This is a genomic window from Flavobacterium sp. 21.1 (assembly GCF_057801535.1).
On the sequence record NZ_JBYNXA010000005.1, the window covers coordinates 343425 to 358014 of the forward strand.

The window sequence follows — 14590 nt, forward strand, 5'->3', positions numbered from 1 at the left end:
CGTGATTTATTTAATTATTTCAGCTTCAAAAAGCTGCATTAAAATCTTTGTTGAAGAATCGGTTTTCTGTTTAAAAGTTAAGTAAAACATTCCAAAGGTTAACGGTATGAATAAAGCAAAAACTTTCCAGGTAATGACTTCATCAATTGGTTTCACAAAAAGGAAGACGGTAAAACCTATATTTATAAATACTATTAAAAACAAAGGAAGTTTCAGATGATCTGCAAGTCCAAATTTTAGCCTTATCAAACAGTAGTTTTCATACTGTTCAATTTTTCCATTGATTTCGGGACGTAACTGATTTCTTGGTCCATAATCAAACGTGGGATATATTCGAAATTCGGAAGAAGTTATTTTTCCCTCGAATTTACACCGGGAATTACTGTCGGAATGAAATTTTTCGGTAACAGCATTTAATCTGTCCAGCACTTCATTTGTTTCTAAATCCGTTTTTAAATTTACGTGGAATGCCATGTTATTTTTTCAGCGGGCTGCATCTTTCAAAAGTTAAGGTATCCATGATTTTTATATCGAATGACATTTTCATTTTATTTTTGTCTAAGTAATAAACAGGAGAACGTGATCCAGCTATGCAAAGCCTGCCCATGCTTATTCCTTCGGGTCGGGTTTCCCAGGAATAATCAACCAAAGAATCGATATTATGGTTTATGTAAATCGCTGCCTGTCCGTCCTTACCTAAATGCATGGTGAAATTTTTTGCATTACCATAATTGATCAGTTTTACCGGTTTCCAAGTAGCGTCTGTTAATTTCCACCAGCCATTTATTTTTCTGTGCAGGGAATCCTTAGCAATAAAATCTTTTAAATTCTGCGTATGATCTTCTTCAAAACGCCTGTCCTGATTGCGATAGAAAAATTTATTGCCCTTTTTATCCTGTAATATAAAGGACGCAGAATCTGTTATTTTAATATCGTATACTTCAGTGTCGTTCTTTAAAACCTTATTCTCTGAAATTGTTAAACAGCTGTCAATTAAATAGTGGTCGCTATCGTAGGTGAATTTCCAGAACGTATTTTTGTCGGTGATGTAAACATAATCATCGTCCCATTTTTTAAAGTCTCCCGAAACAGAGTCTAATCGCCATTCTCCAATAAGTGATTTACTTATTAATCCGGGTTTTGTTTTGGTACAGGAACTTACAAATACGAGGAGGATTATTAAACTTAGCATCTTTTCTTTCATGAGGATAAATTTACCTAAAACTTATGATTTATAATCTTTGGATCGACAGCTCATATGTTTAGAATTATAATTTTAAGTAACCAAATAAGCTGCAAATAGCTATAATTACAAAACCGAGACTTACAGCAAAAAGTATAAAAGCAAAAAAGGAATTAAATTCTTTTTCACTTTTCACAATGAATTTCTTTGGATTTTTTGGATGATATAAAATAATAACCGGTTTTTCTATAAGGTCAGTTGAAACATATATGTATGATTTAGCGGATATTAATTCTCCGTTTATCGTTTCAAATTCAATTATCGGAAATTTATCCCCTTCATTATCGGACTCATAAGATATTATTTTCCCGGAGCGTTCGATGCCTTTTTTTTGGATTTCTTTATTGGAAATATAAGTCATGGTGCTAAAACAGCACATTGCTAAACCTAATAAAAGAAAACTCATAGCCGGATTTATAAAAATAGAAAATGCAAAAATGACGAGTATTATTTTCCAGTATTTTTCTGCGTATTTCATTAGTAACTAGTGTTGTTCCAAGTTAATAAGATCGAATTGTTTAATCCGACCGATTATTTCTTCTAAATCGGAATTTCTTAAGTAAATGATGTTTATTTTTTTCAGGTTCTCATTCAAAAACATTATGTTTTTTTCCAGGGATACTTCCGGATTCGATTTTTCGAACTCAGTTTGTAATTCTATGATGATGTCGACAATTTCAAGATTCGATTTTTCAAAAAGTTCTCTCCTAAGATTATTAAAGACCCAAACGGTTTTGTCCGGATAATCCATCTCCGAAAATAATTTGGTATAATCTTCTCCGCCGGAAAAGTTAATATGTAATGCGGTTAAGCTATTCTTGAATTTTTCAAACGCTTTCCAGGGTAATCCGAAGCCCCACCAACCAAACAAAAGCGTTAAAACCGAATATTTTATTCCTGGTAAAATAGCGCTTTTACCTTCAGCAATTTCATAGACTTTTGAATTACCGTAACTCGAAAAAATGAAGATATTGATGCTGGTTTTATAGGTTCTGAATTTTATATTTTCGTTCATTCTTATATTTTTCTGTCTGTTCTGAATTTTTGAAATGCGATCTCGTTAACCAATCCAACCTTCAGAGAAACATTCCTTGTCATATATTTCACTGAATTTAATCACAACCTTATTGTCCTCAAATTCTGCAATACAGTCGATTTCCCCATCTTTTCCATAGTACACCCATTGGCCACACTTGCTTCCCTCGCAAAAGAAACCTTTAAAAAATATTTTTCCGTTGAAATCATATTCTTTGAGCACACCGTCCGGTGTGCCATCTTTATAATTGATTTCTGTTCTGATGCATCCGTTTTCATTATAGTGTTTCCACGGGCCATTCTTTACTGTGAGAAAGTAGCCTCTTACATATTTTATGTGTATTTTAAATTTGAATTTTCCTTCGGATGATAACGTACCGTCTTCATAGTAGTATTTCGTTGGCCAAAATCCTCTTCTCTTAACCCTTAAATCTGTGTAACCATCGCTATAATAAGCATGTAGTTTAAATACCGGTAAGTTTACCGTGTCTTTATCAATAATTACGTCTAAAATCAATGTTTTATAATGACCCTGACAGGTTATTTCAAAAGTATGCTTTCCATTTTCAATATTTTCAAGAATAAATTTTCCTTGGGAAGTTTGATAGTTTCTAAGCACCGGTTGGTCATCTACTTTGAATTCGGTGATATAATCAATAGTATTGCAGAAATGCCTGCTTAACAGCGTCCCTTTAACTACTGCTGATCTGCTTGCGAATGAAAGAAGCAGACAAAAAATGAAATAAAAAACACTTATCTTTTTATACATAAAATCGTCGATGTTGCTCACAAATATACAGAAAGGTGAGGAAGAAAATGAGTTGTCCAACCGCTTGTTAGTTTTCGGTTTTCATGTAGCTAAGAATGATATCCTTATCGTCCGGTTGCGTGTGATAAATAGTCGGATAGTTGTTTCTTTTTAGTAGGGAATCCCATTTTTTTTCAAAATCAGATTTATCCTTCGGCTCAACATAAGTTTCATTACCGGGCTTATAAGCGTTCTTAATCGCTAAAGATTCAAATACTGAAGAGTTACTTAAATATTCGTCTTGTGCAACGAGTTTGCCGTTTTTGTAAAGCATTAAAAAACCATCGCACGTTGTTCCGCCACATTCACCTGAACTGGAAATATCAATTCCGTTTGGATTGTCCTTCAAAATCGCTTCATCATCAATTAGTTTCAAAGTTTTTTCAGCATAATTAACATTGACGAATAACCAGTCACCATCGTTGAAATTTCGGTTAGCCAATATTTTACTTTCCTTAGATTCTGAACAGCCTGTAACCATTACAAAGACGAGGAATAGAAATGATAATTGTTTCATGTTTAAAAAGATAGTTAACATTCTGTTAGCTTTATGCAGTTTTTTTGGTTATAAAAAATAGTCTTTTTCAACTTCCCAGGTGAAAGGCTGCGTAAAGGTATCTAAGGTCTTGAGTGTTTTAAGTTTAAGTGTCCGCCATACTGTTTTTCGTTTATCACTTTCCATTGTTCCGGTGGATATTTTTACTTTATTGGTCAGGAAATTATAGCTTCGGTCTTCTATTTCTCCCGAATTGCGGTTCAAATCATTATAATCAGCGCCGATCAGAACAAAATCATTGTCCTTGAAGCGGAATTTATAAATGTTAGTTGACATATTCCAGCCACCTGCGTTCATGAAAATATGGAACTCAATTTTCAGTACACCTTTGCTGATCGAAATGTCCTGATAAGGTTCGTCCATATTAGGCTGGTCATGGTTGAGAATGAAACTGTTACTTTGCTTTGCTAACTGATATTGCTGGGTTTTCGGATTATAAAAAAGAAGTAGTAAAACTCTTGGCTGCGTTATGATTGTATCGTTTTCCCCGAATTGTTCTTTGATCAGAGAAACACTGTCTGTATGTTGTATAATTAAGGCCAGATCATTATGCTGGTCGTTATTCAGGTCGCCTTGTGCTGAGTCTAAAAGCGACCAGGCTTTGGGAATGAAACTGTGAATGTCATTTCCTTGTTTGCTAATAGTCGGATACGAGAAGTCCTGTCCGAAAGCAAATCCGAAAATAAGGATGAACAGTGTTGTAAGGTGTCGTTTCATAAGGCTTTTAATGATATTCGAAATTATGCGTACAATCGGTTCTCGATTTACAGCTTTCAAAAATGAATAGTGCTAAGAATGCTACTGCCAGATTTCGTTTGTTTATCATTGTTTTGAACGTTCTGCGGGTCTTACTTATGAAGATTTTCTCTTCCCACAAATTTTCCTTCACCCAATAGGAAATTAATAGCTTTTGAAACATTCTCTTTAATTTTTTCTTCCGTTTTTAAATGGGAAATGTACCTGATAATTTCTTTTTTTCGGGACGGAGTAAGTTTTTCAAATATAGTGTTTGCTTCGTGATTATTTGCAAGCGCTTCTTTTAATAGAGGATGCATTTCTGTTTTTCTTTCGATAGGATCAAACGCAATAGTAACTTTAATGTTTTCCCCAATTCGTTTTGGTGAATTATTCAGCATGGTGGTGTTTATATAAAGTCGCCATTCGCCGGCATATTTTACTAAAGTTTGCAGGTATTTTTTGTTGTTGACCGTTCCGGTAACAGGAATTGGACCCTTTGCTTTCGCTGCGTCAGCGATAATTGCTTTCAAAATAGTTTCAGGAACACTTACGTACGGATTTATTCCAATAATTTTTACAATTGCCGAAAAGTCGTAAGTTTTGTTTTTGTCCATAGTAATTTTAAGTGCGCTATTTTACGATTACCCGAAGCGGTCTTACTAGCAGTTACGAAACAGTAAGGGTTTTCAATAAGGTATAACCATCCGTTGTATTTCCTGTCAGAGAATCGGCCATATTCGCGTTCAGGCTGTCGGAAAAGATAGTGTCACTTTCATTTGCCATATTTGCCGTTCCGTGATAGCCGGCCGTTCCATAAACACCGTCACATATAGCTTTTGGAAAAGCTATCTGAGTTATTAATAAGGAACTGCCGCCCGGGCTCAGAATTTCTACATGAATATGCGGCGCTCGACCGGGATACCAGCCGGGGAAAATGCTTATAAACGATACTTTACCATTGGGGTCGGTAGTTTGCCTGCCGCGTAGAAAGTTTTCGTTGGTGTAGTCTGTAGTCTGCATTGGGATTCCGCCATATTGCGAATAATTACCGTCTTTATCACAGTGCCAGATATCCACCAAAGCGCCTGATAACGGTTTGCAGCCTTCACTTTTATCCTGAATGGTCAATGTTACCAGTAACGCTATTCCGGTCCTGTTTCCAATGATACTTGCTCTGACCAGTTGTGTTGGCGTTAAATTAGGGAACGGGCCTTTTGTTTCTGTCGGAGAGGTAGGACAACCATCCGTATTTACGGGGTTTTGTTCTTCGTCCGAGCAGGAAGCAATTACGGAGGGCATGGCTGCTACCACTCCAAGTCCCAGCACGCTGTTTTTGAGGAATTTTTTTCGGTCCATAATTTTATAGGTTATGAATGATTGAATTTCAACGTAATCTATTGCAACTTAGTTCGTTTTGTCACTACTCAAATATACGAAAAGATCGTTGCATTGTAAAGAAGACCACTAAACAGGTTTGATTTCTATATCCAATTGTCTTCCTTCCTTACATGCTTTTCTGTCCATTCCGGAACCTATTACAATTCCGATAGCCATCCCAATCGGAAAGCCTATTCCAATTAATCCCATATTACCAACGCTTGAGCCAAAAATAACTCCGATCGGCGCACCAAAAAGGCACATTCCCAGCGGTAACCAAAGATTACGATAATAGTTTTTGGGTACGATTTTTACTTCCTTTTCGACCAGTTTTATAATGTTCGTCTGTTTTTGTTTTACTAATTTCTTCAAATCATTGCCCATAACAGACGAAGCATTTATTTCTTCAATATCCTTATTAATAGATGCAATTACTTCGCCGGGCAATTCTCTGGTTTTTAATTGTTTCAAAAGTGCTCCGAGTTGGGTGTAAATTTTACTTAAATTACTGTTGTCAGCGATATTCTGTTTTTCTGCTAATTCTATTATGCTCATAACTCTGTTTTTTGACTGACTGCTAAAGTACTGGCTTTTTTAAAATTTTTGCGAAAATCCGACACTAAAAAGAAAGATTCCCGTTTGCTTTTGTGCATAACCATTTTTTTCTATTTTGCTGAATTCGGACATGGTATCCGCATTAATCCCAATGGATGTTTTCGGACTTAAATTATATTTCATTCCAAGTAAAAAACTGAATCCCATATTTGCACCTCCACTTTTGGTATTGACCTTATCCCCATTAGAGTAAACTGAAGAATCCAATAAAAAATTACCATAGGTACCAATACCTGATATTAAGTTTAGTTTTTCTTCTTTATCCAGATTGATATTCCAAATAAATTTAAGCGGTATTTGTAAATAATTGTTTCTTAATGTGCTCTGCATTGTTCCATCATAAAAACTGGCACTGCAACCTAATACTTCTATTCCTGAGGCTATTTTAAAGTCTTTATCACCGAAATCTGCATTAAGTCGTATTGAAAGGACATCGCTGTTTAATGTTCCCAGCTTATTATGCTCTAAAGTAGCGTTGCCCATTCCAAAATAGACTCCATAACCAAATTTCGGTTTTTTGCTTTCCGGATTATTGGTCTCCTGTCCAAAACAAAATGTTGAAGTGGCAATCAAGCCGAGGGCAATGAGTTTTTTTAGTTTCATAGAATTGAGTCTGATAGAAATTAGCTGTCTTTTTTCAAAATTTTACCAAATCAGAATATAGTCACCGGTTACTAAATTACAAGGACATATATTCAGAGATACACAAATAAACAATTAATACGGTCTGCAATCAATCATATAAACAGGTAAATGGAAATCCTAACATAAAAAAAAGATTTGTTCAGAACGCAGGTAAGAGAAGGTTTTATTTCAGAATTATTTCTAAATTAAACTCTTTTTTGATTGTCAGTAATGTCAATCAGGAGACTTTGCGCAGCGAGGTGTGAATAGTATGATGTTCATTTTAATAATGTCTTTTTAGGAATTTGTTTTGTCTTTTAATACGCCATTGACAAATACTATTTCATTAGATTCATAGTCGTAAATCACTTTTTCTCCTGATTTTTCAACTATTTTTTTGTGTTCGGAATATTTTTCTCTGATTTCTCCTAAAGTTCTTTTTGACTTTAATATTCCAATGAAATCCGTTTTGTTATCGTCCGTAAATAGTACGTAGCTTCCTTTCTCTGAGGTGATATTTGAAATACAAATGTTATCGGTTTTCGTTTTGCTCAATTCCGGAATTAATTCTTCATAACCATATACAAACGGATTGTTTTTTCGTTGCTGTTCAAATTTCCACTTTATTTTGTAGTTGTTTAATAATTGTAATCGATTGTCCTTACAGCTTTCTTTGTCAAAAGTCGAATAAGTAACTTCGTCATTTTTACAATGAGAAAGTAATTCAATAACAATTTCGTTGTTTTGATTTTTTATCAATTCCAATAATCTGTTGAAATCGTCCTGCACTTTTTATAGATTTTCATTTGTTCCGTTCGGCTAAAATAGACACGTCAGGCAAGTTTTATCTTAGTTTTTATTTTATGTATTTTTTCAAATCTTCAATTTCTTCACTGGTCAACTTAAAATTGTGTACAAACCCGTTAGGAAACTCTTCTCTTAATTTCATAATACGCTCATGCTTTGCTTTTAGAAGAGAATCTTCGTTTGTGATAAACTGTCTGAAATATTCTTCATTTGGCATTTTTTCGAATATATTTTTAATTAGATCGGGTGTTGTTTTAGCATTCATTTTATGACATGCAGCGCAGTTAGAATTAAAAATTGCTTTTCCTTTTTGTTTTTCGGGTGGAGTTGGGACATTTCCGGAAAATTCAGGAATATCTTTTGCTGCACAACCCGGATTTTCATTCCCGTGAAACATATTGGAATACACAAGTAGGCCAATTATAGTTGTAATGATTATGCTCGATAGAATCAAAATTCTATTTATAAATTTCTTTTCCACGTTCTGTTTTTAAATTGCTTGTACTGTCCCGCCGGCTTTATGACAGACGGCTATAAATCAGTGAATCCTCAATTTTTTGTACGGTTGTATACCAACCTTCGTCACTTAACATAAATAGTTCAAGAGGTAAGTCAAGTGTTTCATCCTGCATGGAATTTTGGACAGCGTTTAAACTCGCAGCTTTTGCATTGTCTGAATAAGTATCAAGAACAAAACCAAGCATTAATATGCTTTCACCATTTCTGACCATTGCATAATGATAAACTTCCTTGATCACACTAACTTTTTTAAAATTGGATTGGAACTTTTGCAGTAGTTCTCCGGAGATTGGATTAATGGGAGTTCCAACTGTCACTTGCGTACTTTCTTTGATCACCTCCGTTTTGATATTTTCTCTGTTTCGCTCTAAAACAAACATGGTGGGCATATCAGTGTCGATAACAACTCTGTCAATTCCTTGTGTCTGACAAAATTCAATCACGTCTTTCGATTTCATTGCCGTATATTGGGTTTCTTTCTTAGTCCATTCCACTAGCGTTTCCGGACTGGTGAAAACACCTAAAACGGTTAATCCCTCGATATCAAAAACGGATGTTAGTGTTAGCGTTGAATCTTTTTCCAGGGTTTTCCAGTTGCTGTTTGTTTCTTCATCATTGACGGATGGCAGAAACAACACGGAATTTCCATTTGTAATTTCAGTAAAGACTTTCTTGTAATTTTCCTGACTCTGGTTTTTACCATATTGTTCTAACAATGCTGTCAATTTTGTATTATCAGCATTTTCATTGTTATCAGAAGTCTTTTTATTGGTTCCGAAGATTTTGTCAAATATTCCCATGTGGTTTTTTAAGAGGTTTAGCAGATATTCTATTACTGACTCTTACAAATATACAGAAATGTTAGAATGGAGAATGGGGTTAAGCAGGAGAGAATTGCACTATGATTTCCTGGCATTCCTTGAAACTATCGTTAGTTTCGGGTTACTTCGCTAAGTCATTGCGAAACCCCATTGGAAAGATTAATTCAAACCCAGACCATTATATTAGTAGCAACTATAATCAATAGTTTTCAAAATACTGATTTTACTTTCAGTTATATACTCAAGTCCGAAATTATGGGAGTCTTTATCGTAAAAATCTTCAAGTACTTCTTTTTCTAACCTTTTTGAAGTTTTGTTATAGACAAGACATTTCTTATCAAGAATCAGACTCTGAAGTATATTCATGTAACAGTATTTCAGTTTTTCCTCAAGCTTAGCTTCTTCAATTTCGATGTTTGAAGATTTATGTGTATTGAAGTATTGTAATAATTCTTTATAGGAAGTGTCTTTTGAATATTCTTGCCAAGCTTTGCAGGATTTAATAAAAGCTTCTTTGGTTGTAAATACCTGAGCAAATTTATCTTGTTTCAGTATAATAATTTTTTGAGCTCTCTTCAATAAAGTCGAATCTGCTAATTTCGAATACTTAGCCGTTTCAGATTTTTGACTGAAGCAGCTAAATGAAATTAATGACAAAGTAGCAATTATTATAATTCGAAATTTTACTGGCATCATATATGAAATTGGTTATAACGTCCGCGGACTTTGTGACAGACAAGGAGTTGTCATCAAACCATGCCTTTCCAGACTGGAATCAAATATACAAAAAGTACGTTCCTGTAAACACCAAAACCCCACTTGCACAAAACCGCTGTTAACGGCTGGCATAGTCTACTTTATTATTTTCTGTGTTTCAATATGTTCAAAATATTTACCGGTAAATTTATACAGTATGAATCGGTCAGTTACTTTGCCGTTCTCATAAACAATGGGAATGTAGATAATTCTTTTTTCCTCATCATATTTGATTAATTGCAGCGGCCGTTCTGGTCTGTTTACAACACTGAAAAAATCAAAGTAAACATCTATAACGTGAGTTAAACCGTTTTTAGTTTTAATCAATTCCACTGAGTCAATCAGATTTTTGTTTTCAATTGTATAGATTTGAATTGATTGACTAGCATCCCTGGTTGAATAGATACCGTTTTTAATTACCAGATAATAAGTTTTATTCTCCGTTTTTAATGTGAAAATTTGTGAATAAAAAGGAATATATTCCCATTCATTGGATTCTTTATCGATACTATTTTGAAAATAAACTTTATCATTTGATTTGTATTGAAAAATGTTTTCAAAATCATCCATAGTACCTCCTAACCAAGTATTCCAACTATAAATTCTAAGCAATTTGTCGTCAGAGGTAATAATATGAATATTTTCCTTTTTTAAGGAGTTAAATTCATGATCAAGTGTTTCAGGATAGTTAGCAATGTATTTTGTTATCGCTTCTTTAAATGTTTTGGTATCTGATTCAAGGGAATTCCAAGCGATTGAATCACTGCCAAATCTGTCTGATGCAATTTTTTGATAAGACTGTTGAAGTTCGTTTTCAATTTCAACCATTGTCTTTTTTTGACTAAATAAAGTAGTGGTGAAAAGTAGGAATAGTAAGAGTAGTCTCAATTTTTATTGTTGTATCGAGTTAAGTTTAGGAATGTTTACCGCTAACATACAGATTTATTCAATTCGTTGCATTGTTATTTTGTCATCTGTAGCTGTGGTAATCTTAAATTTATAGGTTTGGGTTTTACCTACTTCTTTATTTTCAACTTTAATCACCAAAGTATCTGCAAGTAAATAGTAAGAGTTTAAGCTCTTGTCAATGTCTTTACCGCACTCAAGGAAAGAATTTATTTCAAGTTGTCCGCCATAATGAAAAACAAATCGTGGAGTAACAGTTTGTTTGTGAGACTTGGTTAGAACAATTTTTTTTGAATCTAGTTCTTGATTTAAAAGCCAAGAATTATCAGTAAGAGTTGATAAAAATTCATTAGGTAAATTTGAAATAATATTTCCTTCAGTGTCAAAATGCTGCCAAATGTTTTTTGTAAGGTCGGCAATAATTTGTTTATTTCCATTTGGATAATTCCAATTCCATACCCCAATTTTATTTCCATTCAGGTATTCGCCTTCATAAATTTTAGTTTTGTTAGGATAATAAGCAACCCAATTCCCATTTCTAGTAGGAGTGTAGTCGTAATAAATTGCATTATAGTAAATGTTTGTGATATAGGTGTCTATCCATTCTTTTTTTATGTTAATTTTTACTGGGATAGGATAATTCCATTCAGATATTGAAGCAATTTCACCATCATCATCGTAAAGTATTTCTTGAATTAGCAGGTCGTCTTTGTAAAGTTGTTTGTTGTAAAATGTACCGTCAGGTTTTTTGACATAACAAATTCCATTTTTCAAACCATTAAAGTAGTTCTCGGTTTTTACGTAATTGTCGTAATTAACGCTGGTAAAAACCCCATTACCATTAGTAATTATTTGTTGGCCTTTTTTATTCCAGGCTGAAAGTAAAATCTTTTTTCCTTTTTTATACTCATATTGCTTTGAAATCCAATAATTAGTTGAGTCACTGATTATATTGTTACCATTCTCATAATAGGTCCAAATACTATCTCGGAAACCATTTTTGTAAAATCCTTTATATTGTTTTTTTCCATCACTCCAATTTACTACGAAAGGGCCATCTAATATATTTTCTTTAAATGTTAGTATATGGTCAATGGTTCCATTTCCGTTGAAATGTTTTTCAACACCATTTTTTTTACCATTAATCCAACTGATAGTTGCATATTTTTCATTACTGAATGTAAAGTATCTATTTTCAATGCCTGTCTTATTTTTATCTTTGTATGTAACTTCTATTGAAATGTTTTCTTTAGTCAATTTATAGGAACAATAATGACCATCAGGTAATGATTCTTTAAATTCACCTTGAAACATATATTTTTTATTTCCTTCTTTTACCCAGATAGTGTCCTGTCCAAACAAATTGACAATAGTAAAATTCAGTAAGAGTATTGTTAGAAATAGCTTCATTTACTTTAGTTATGAGATCTAAAATTATTAGGTACAGCTGTCAAGGTTGCTGTTAACGTCCGCGGACTTTGTGACAGACAAGGAGCCGTCATCAAACCATTCCGTTCCAGACTGAAATCAAATATACAAAAAGTACATTCCAGCAAACACTAAAACCCCGTTGTAGATTTTCTTTGTTTGTCAATGCATACAGCCCACATAAATAGTTGCTTTGATTTTATAGGCCTTTTTTTCAATGCTGTTCAAAACAGTTAAGGCACTGTCGGCACTCTTTTCGGTTTCGTGAATTCCTGCCACTAAAGCAATAGTTTTTCCGGTTGTTTGTTTTTGATAAAAATCTAAGTATTCTAAACTCAAATTAGTAGAAGGGAAGCGTCTCGGAAAATAGTCACCTGCATACATTTCGTCTTCGTCATTTTCAGGCAATGCAATTAGATTTTTTGCTTTGTCGAAAAAACGACCCATGGTGTCAATTGGAATATTTAATTTTTGGTTTAGGTCGAACATTTTTTTATGAAGTAAATAATAGTTCGAATTTGTATCCGCTATTACAACATAAAAAGTAGCATATTCAAGGTCTGCTGTTTCTTCTGCTTCTTTGCCGGGTAACTCGGTATTATTTTTACCGGTCGTTGCATCAAATTCATTTGATTTGTCTTTTTGTTCGTTTTTACCAACGGAATTGGGTCCGCAGGCGATAAAAAAAAGAGGCAACACTATTAATAGAATTCGTCTCATAAATTAAGTTCCGCAGGCTTTGTATCGGGCAGGGTTTTTAGTTCCCAAGCCCTTCCTTTCAGGACAGCCAAGTATAAAAAGATTGTTTCATTATCACTAAACCAGGTTTGCATAAACCGCTGTTGACAAATCGGCTTTCTTTTACCAAAGTCCGAATAAGCCCTTTTTTAAACAAGTATTTTGTCTTTTATTATTTACAATATCTGAAATTTCATGTTTGTCAAATTTATCCATTAAATTATCAAGCCCTTTTTTTAGTTTAAATTCCATTTCTTCTTTGTATAAAGGTATCAGACAATTAAAGTTAATTATTTTGTCATCGTTTATTTTTAAAACAGAAAATTCTTTACCTAATGTAAAACTCGGTAATAAAAGCATACAGCCAAATTTTGTGTTTTCTGCAAAGGGATCTGCATTCTCTCCATTTGGAATGGTATGTCCCTGACCAACCCAACTACCGTAGTCATGGGGAAAACGAGCTATTATTTTTAACCATCTTACAGGCCAATAATTACTTTCATCTTCAAATGCTGATTCATCAATTTTCCAATCAGCGGGCAAAAGAATACACAGTTCGGAATACTTATAGTTCTCCAATCCTTCAGGAACATTCATGGGAATGTCACTCATTCCGGATGTTACCAGTGTATTAAAAGGGAAATTTTCATTAGGTTTAATCCAGTGTATGTCAATATGAATTTTATCTGAAATTATTTCGTGAAGGACAAGGCTGATTTCCCCAATATTCTTTTCTATATGTTCTGAAATTGCATCTATAGTTTCATCATTTCCAAACGCGGGAGAAAATTCCTTTAGGTTGACGTTTTCATATCGATAAATTGGATTACCTGATTCTGATTTCTCTTGTTCCATCATAGTTTATTTTAAGGTTTCTCTTAACATTCCGCCGGTTTTATGTCAATCGAGGATTTCTATCCCCAAACATTCCGTTCAAGACTGAAGCCAAATATAAAAAAAGATTATACACTATTACCCGATAGCGCGGATTTGCAATCCGTGCCCACAAAAAAATGCAGCAAACTACAACCGTAAAAAGTTGTAGTTTTGTTTTGTAAACTAACCACCATATCAACAAAATACAAAGCCACAACAACAGAGGGAGCCTATTTTGCAAGAGTTATTAAACATGACAAAAATTAAATTAGGAGATATTTTTCAAATTAATACTCCAAAAGGGAAAGCCTATTTGCATTACATCCATAAAGATGGTGTAACAGGAGAATTGATTAGAGTTTTACAAGGATTATATGTTGAAACTCCTTTAAACTTAGATAAACTGGCTACCTTAAAAGAAAGGTACATTGTGTCATTTCCCCTTAATACTGCTAACAAGTTAAACATTGTTGAAAAGGTAGCATTTTTTCCTGTTGAAAATTTTAGGAAACCTAAATTCATGAGAACTGAACATAATGTTAGAGGCGAGTTTTTAGGATGGCACATTGTTGATACTGATACTTGGCAGAGACAGTTGATTCAAACTTTGAATTCAGAGCAGAAGGAAATGTCTCCTTGGGGGATTTGGAATGATACCTTGTTGATAGAAAGATTGGCTAATGATTGGAGTTTAGAGGAATGGAAATAGTTTTGAGACCAGGAAAACTACATTTTATAACAAA

At 33.8% G+C, this 14590-nt stretch carries 20 protein-coding genes; 1 reads left to right on the forward strand and 19 read right to left on the reverse strand.

Annotated features, from left to right (window positions below; translation table 11 throughout):
- Positions 1-6: 6 nt before the first annotated feature.
- The 19 genes from AC3E9U_RS13535 to AC3E9U_RS13625 all read right to left on the reverse strand — a co-directional run bounded on the left by AC3E9U_RS13535 (position 7) and on the right by AC3E9U_RS13625 (position 13829).
- Complete coding sequence (locus AC3E9U_RS13535) at positions 7-474, reverse strand: hypothetical protein (protein WP_488747452.1); 468 nt, start codon at positions 472-474, stop codon at positions 7-9.
- A gap of 1 nt (position 475) precedes the next feature.
- Positions 476-1192 carry a hypothetical protein gene (locus AC3E9U_RS13540; RefSeq protein ID WP_488747453.1) on the reverse strand — a complete coding sequence of 239 codons (717 nt, stop codon included), beginning with the start codon at positions 1190-1192 and terminating at the stop codon, positions 476-478.
- A gap of 76 nt (positions 1193-1268) precedes the next feature.
- Positions 1269-1721, reverse strand: a complete 453-nt coding sequence (locus AC3E9U_RS13545; protein WP_488747454.1) for a DUF3592 domain-containing protein — start codon at positions 1719-1721, stop codon at positions 1269-1271.
- A gap of 6 nt (positions 1722-1727) precedes the next feature.
- Complete coding sequence (locus AC3E9U_RS13550; RefSeq protein WP_488747455.1) at positions 1728-2258, reverse strand: hypothetical protein; 531 nt, start codon at positions 2256-2258, stop codon at positions 1728-1730.
- A 45-nt stretch (positions 2259-2303) separates the two neighbouring features.
- Positions 2304-3047, reverse strand: coding sequence for a toxin-antitoxin system YwqK family antitoxin (locus AC3E9U_RS13555; RefSeq protein ID WP_488747456.1), 744 nt, complete (start codon positions 3045-3047; stop codon positions 2304-2306).
- A 67-nt stretch (positions 3048-3114) separates the two neighbouring features.
- Positions 3115-3603: a hypothetical protein gene (locus AC3E9U_RS13560; RefSeq protein ID WP_488747457.1), complete on the reverse strand. Its 489-nt coding sequence runs from the start codon at positions 3601-3603 to the stop codon at positions 3115-3117.
- A gap of 48 nt (positions 3604-3651) precedes the next feature.
- Positions 3652-4359, reverse strand: a complete 708-nt coding sequence (locus AC3E9U_RS13565; protein WP_488747458.1) for a hypothetical protein — start codon at positions 4357-4359, stop codon at positions 3652-3654.
- Positions 4360-4490: 131 nt separating this feature from the next.
- Positions 4491-4994: a YdeI/OmpD-associated family protein gene (locus AC3E9U_RS13570; RefSeq protein ID WP_488747459.1), complete on the reverse strand. Its 504-nt coding sequence runs from the start codon at positions 4992-4994 to the stop codon at positions 4491-4493.
- A 52-nt stretch (positions 4995-5046) separates the two neighbouring features.
- The gene (locus AC3E9U_RS13575) at positions 5047-5736 is read right to left on the reverse strand and encodes a dioxygenase family protein (RefSeq protein ID WP_488747460.1); all 690 of its coding nucleotides are present in this window, start codon (positions 5734-5736) and stop codon (positions 5047-5049) included.
- Positions 5737-5844: 108 nt separating this feature from the next.
- Positions 5845-6312, reverse strand: coding sequence for a hypothetical protein (locus AC3E9U_RS13580; protein ID WP_488747461.1), 468 nt, complete (start codon positions 6310-6312; stop codon positions 5845-5847).
- A gap of 39 nt (positions 6313-6351) precedes the next feature.
- Positions 6352-6975, reverse strand: a complete 624-nt coding sequence (locus AC3E9U_RS13585; protein WP_488747462.1) for an outer membrane beta-barrel protein — start codon at positions 6973-6975, stop codon at positions 6352-6354.
- Between the two features lie 318 nt (positions 6976-7293).
- Positions 7294-7785 carry a hypothetical protein gene (locus AC3E9U_RS13590; RefSeq protein WP_488747463.1) on the reverse strand — a complete coding sequence of 164 codons (492 nt, stop codon included), beginning with the start codon at positions 7783-7785 and terminating at the stop codon, positions 7294-7296.
- 67 nt (positions 7786-7852) lie between these two features.
- On the reverse strand, positions 7853-8284 hold the full coding sequence (locus AC3E9U_RS13595; protein WP_488747464.1) for a c-type cytochrome: 432 nt from the start codon (positions 8282-8284) through the stop codon (positions 7853-7855).
- 37 nt (positions 8285-8321) lie between these two features.
- Positions 8322-9122, reverse strand: a complete 801-nt coding sequence (locus tag AC3E9U_RS13600; protein ID WP_488747465.1) for an SseB family protein — start codon at positions 9120-9122, stop codon at positions 8322-8324.
- A gap of 204 nt (positions 9123-9326) precedes the next feature.
- Entirely contained in the window at positions 9327-9839 is a 513-nt protein-coding gene (locus AC3E9U_RS13605) for a hypothetical protein (protein ID WP_488747466.1), read from the reverse strand.
- Positions 9840-9995: 156 nt separating this feature from the next.
- Positions 9996-10727, reverse strand: coding sequence for a hypothetical protein (locus tag AC3E9U_RS13610; RefSeq protein WP_488747467.1), 732 nt, complete (start codon positions 10725-10727; stop codon positions 9996-9998).
- Positions 10728-10841: 114 nt separating this feature from the next.
- Positions 10842-12215, reverse strand: coding sequence for a toxin-antitoxin system YwqK family antitoxin (locus AC3E9U_RS13615; protein WP_488747468.1), 1374 nt, complete (start codon positions 12213-12215; stop codon positions 10842-10844).
- Between the two features lie 180 nt (positions 12216-12395).
- Positions 12396-12953 (reverse strand): hypothetical protein, encoded by a 558-nt coding sequence (locus AC3E9U_RS13620; protein WP_488747469.1) that lies wholly within the window; start codon positions 12951-12953, stop codon positions 12396-12398.
- Positions 12954-13094: 141 nt separating this feature from the next.
- Entirely contained in the window at positions 13095-13829 is a 735-nt protein-coding gene (locus tag AC3E9U_RS13625) for a suppressor of fused domain protein (protein WP_488747470.1), read from the reverse strand.
- Between the two features lie 271 nt (positions 13830-14100).
- Between AC3E9U_RS13625 and AC3E9U_RS13630 the strand changes: the two genes are divergently transcribed.
- Positions 14101-14556 (forward strand): hypothetical protein, encoded by a 456-nt coding sequence (locus AC3E9U_RS13630; RefSeq protein ID WP_488747471.1) that lies wholly within the window; start codon positions 14101-14103, stop codon positions 14554-14556.
- Positions 14557-14590: the final 34 nt, after the last annotated feature.

What these genes read in the sequence shown, in the direction of transcription:
- AC3E9U_RS13535 (WP_488747452.1), bottom strand. Translation starts at nt 474, where the DNA reads ATGGCATTCCACGTAAATTTAAAAACGGATTTAGAAACAAATGAAGTG.
- AC3E9U_RS13540 (WP_488747453.1), bottom strand. Translation starts at nt 1,192, where the DNA reads ATGCTAAGTTTAATAATCCTCCTCGTATTTGTAAGTTCCTGTACCAAA.
- AC3E9U_RS13545 (WP_488747454.1), bottom strand. Translation starts at nt 1,721, where the DNA reads ATGAAATACGCAGAAAAATACTGGAAAATAATACTCGTCATTTTTGCA.
- AC3E9U_RS13550 (WP_488747455.1), bottom strand. Translation starts at nt 2,258, where the DNA reads ATGAACGAAAATATAAAATTCAGAACCTATAAAACCAGCATCAATATC.
- AC3E9U_RS13555 (WP_488747456.1), bottom strand. Translation starts at nt 3,047, where the DNA reads ATGTATAAAAAGATAAGTGTTTTTTATTTCATTTTTTGTCTGCTTCTT.
- AC3E9U_RS13560 (WP_488747457.1), bottom strand. Translation starts at nt 3,603, where the DNA reads ATGAAACAATTATCATTTCTATTCCTCGTCTTTGTAATGGTTACAGGC.
- AC3E9U_RS13565 (WP_488747458.1), bottom strand. Translation starts at nt 4,359, where the DNA reads ATGAAACGACACCTTACAACACTGTTCATCCTTATTTTCGGATTTGCT.
- AC3E9U_RS13570 (WP_488747459.1), bottom strand. Translation starts at nt 4,994, where the DNA reads ATGGACAAAAACAAAACTTACGACTTTTCGGCAATTGTAAAAATTATT.
- AC3E9U_RS13575 (WP_488747460.1), bottom strand. Translation starts at nt 5,736, where the DNA reads ATGGACCGAAAAAAATTCCTCAAAAACAGCGTGCTGGGACTTGGAGTG.
- AC3E9U_RS13580 (WP_488747461.1), bottom strand. Translation starts at nt 6,312, where the DNA reads ATGAGCATAATAGAATTAGCAGAAAAACAGAATATCGCTGACAACAGT.
- AC3E9U_RS13585 (WP_488747462.1), bottom strand. Translation starts at nt 6,975, where the DNA reads ATGAAACTAAAAAAACTCATTGCCCTCGGCTTGATTGCCACTTCAACA.
- AC3E9U_RS13600 (WP_488747465.1), bottom strand. Translation starts at nt 9,122, where the DNA reads ATGGGAATATTTGACAAAATCTTCGGAACCAATAAAAAGACTTCTGAT.
- AC3E9U_RS13605 (WP_488747466.1), bottom strand. Translation starts at nt 9,839, where the DNA reads ATGATGCCAGTAAAATTTCGAATTATAATAATTGCTACTTTGTCATTA.
- AC3E9U_RS13610 (WP_488747467.1), bottom strand. Translation starts at nt 10,727, where the DNA reads ATGGTTGAAATTGAAAACGAACTTCAACAGTCTTATCAAAAAATTGCA.
- AC3E9U_RS13615 (WP_488747468.1), bottom strand. Translation starts at nt 12,215, where the DNA reads ATGAAGCTATTTCTAACAATACTCTTACTGAATTTTACTATTGTCAAT.
- AC3E9U_RS13620 (WP_488747469.1), bottom strand. Translation starts at nt 12,953, where the DNA reads ATGAGACGAATTCTATTAATAGTGTTGCCTCTTTTTTTTATCGCCTGC.
- AC3E9U_RS13625 (WP_488747470.1), bottom strand. Translation starts at nt 13,829, where the DNA reads ATGATGGAACAAGAGAAATCAGAATCAGGTAATCCAATTTATCGATAT.
- AC3E9U_RS13630 (WP_488747471.1), top strand. Translation starts at nt 14,101, where the DNA reads ATGACAAAAATTAAATTAGGAGATATTTTTCAAATTAATACTCCAAAA.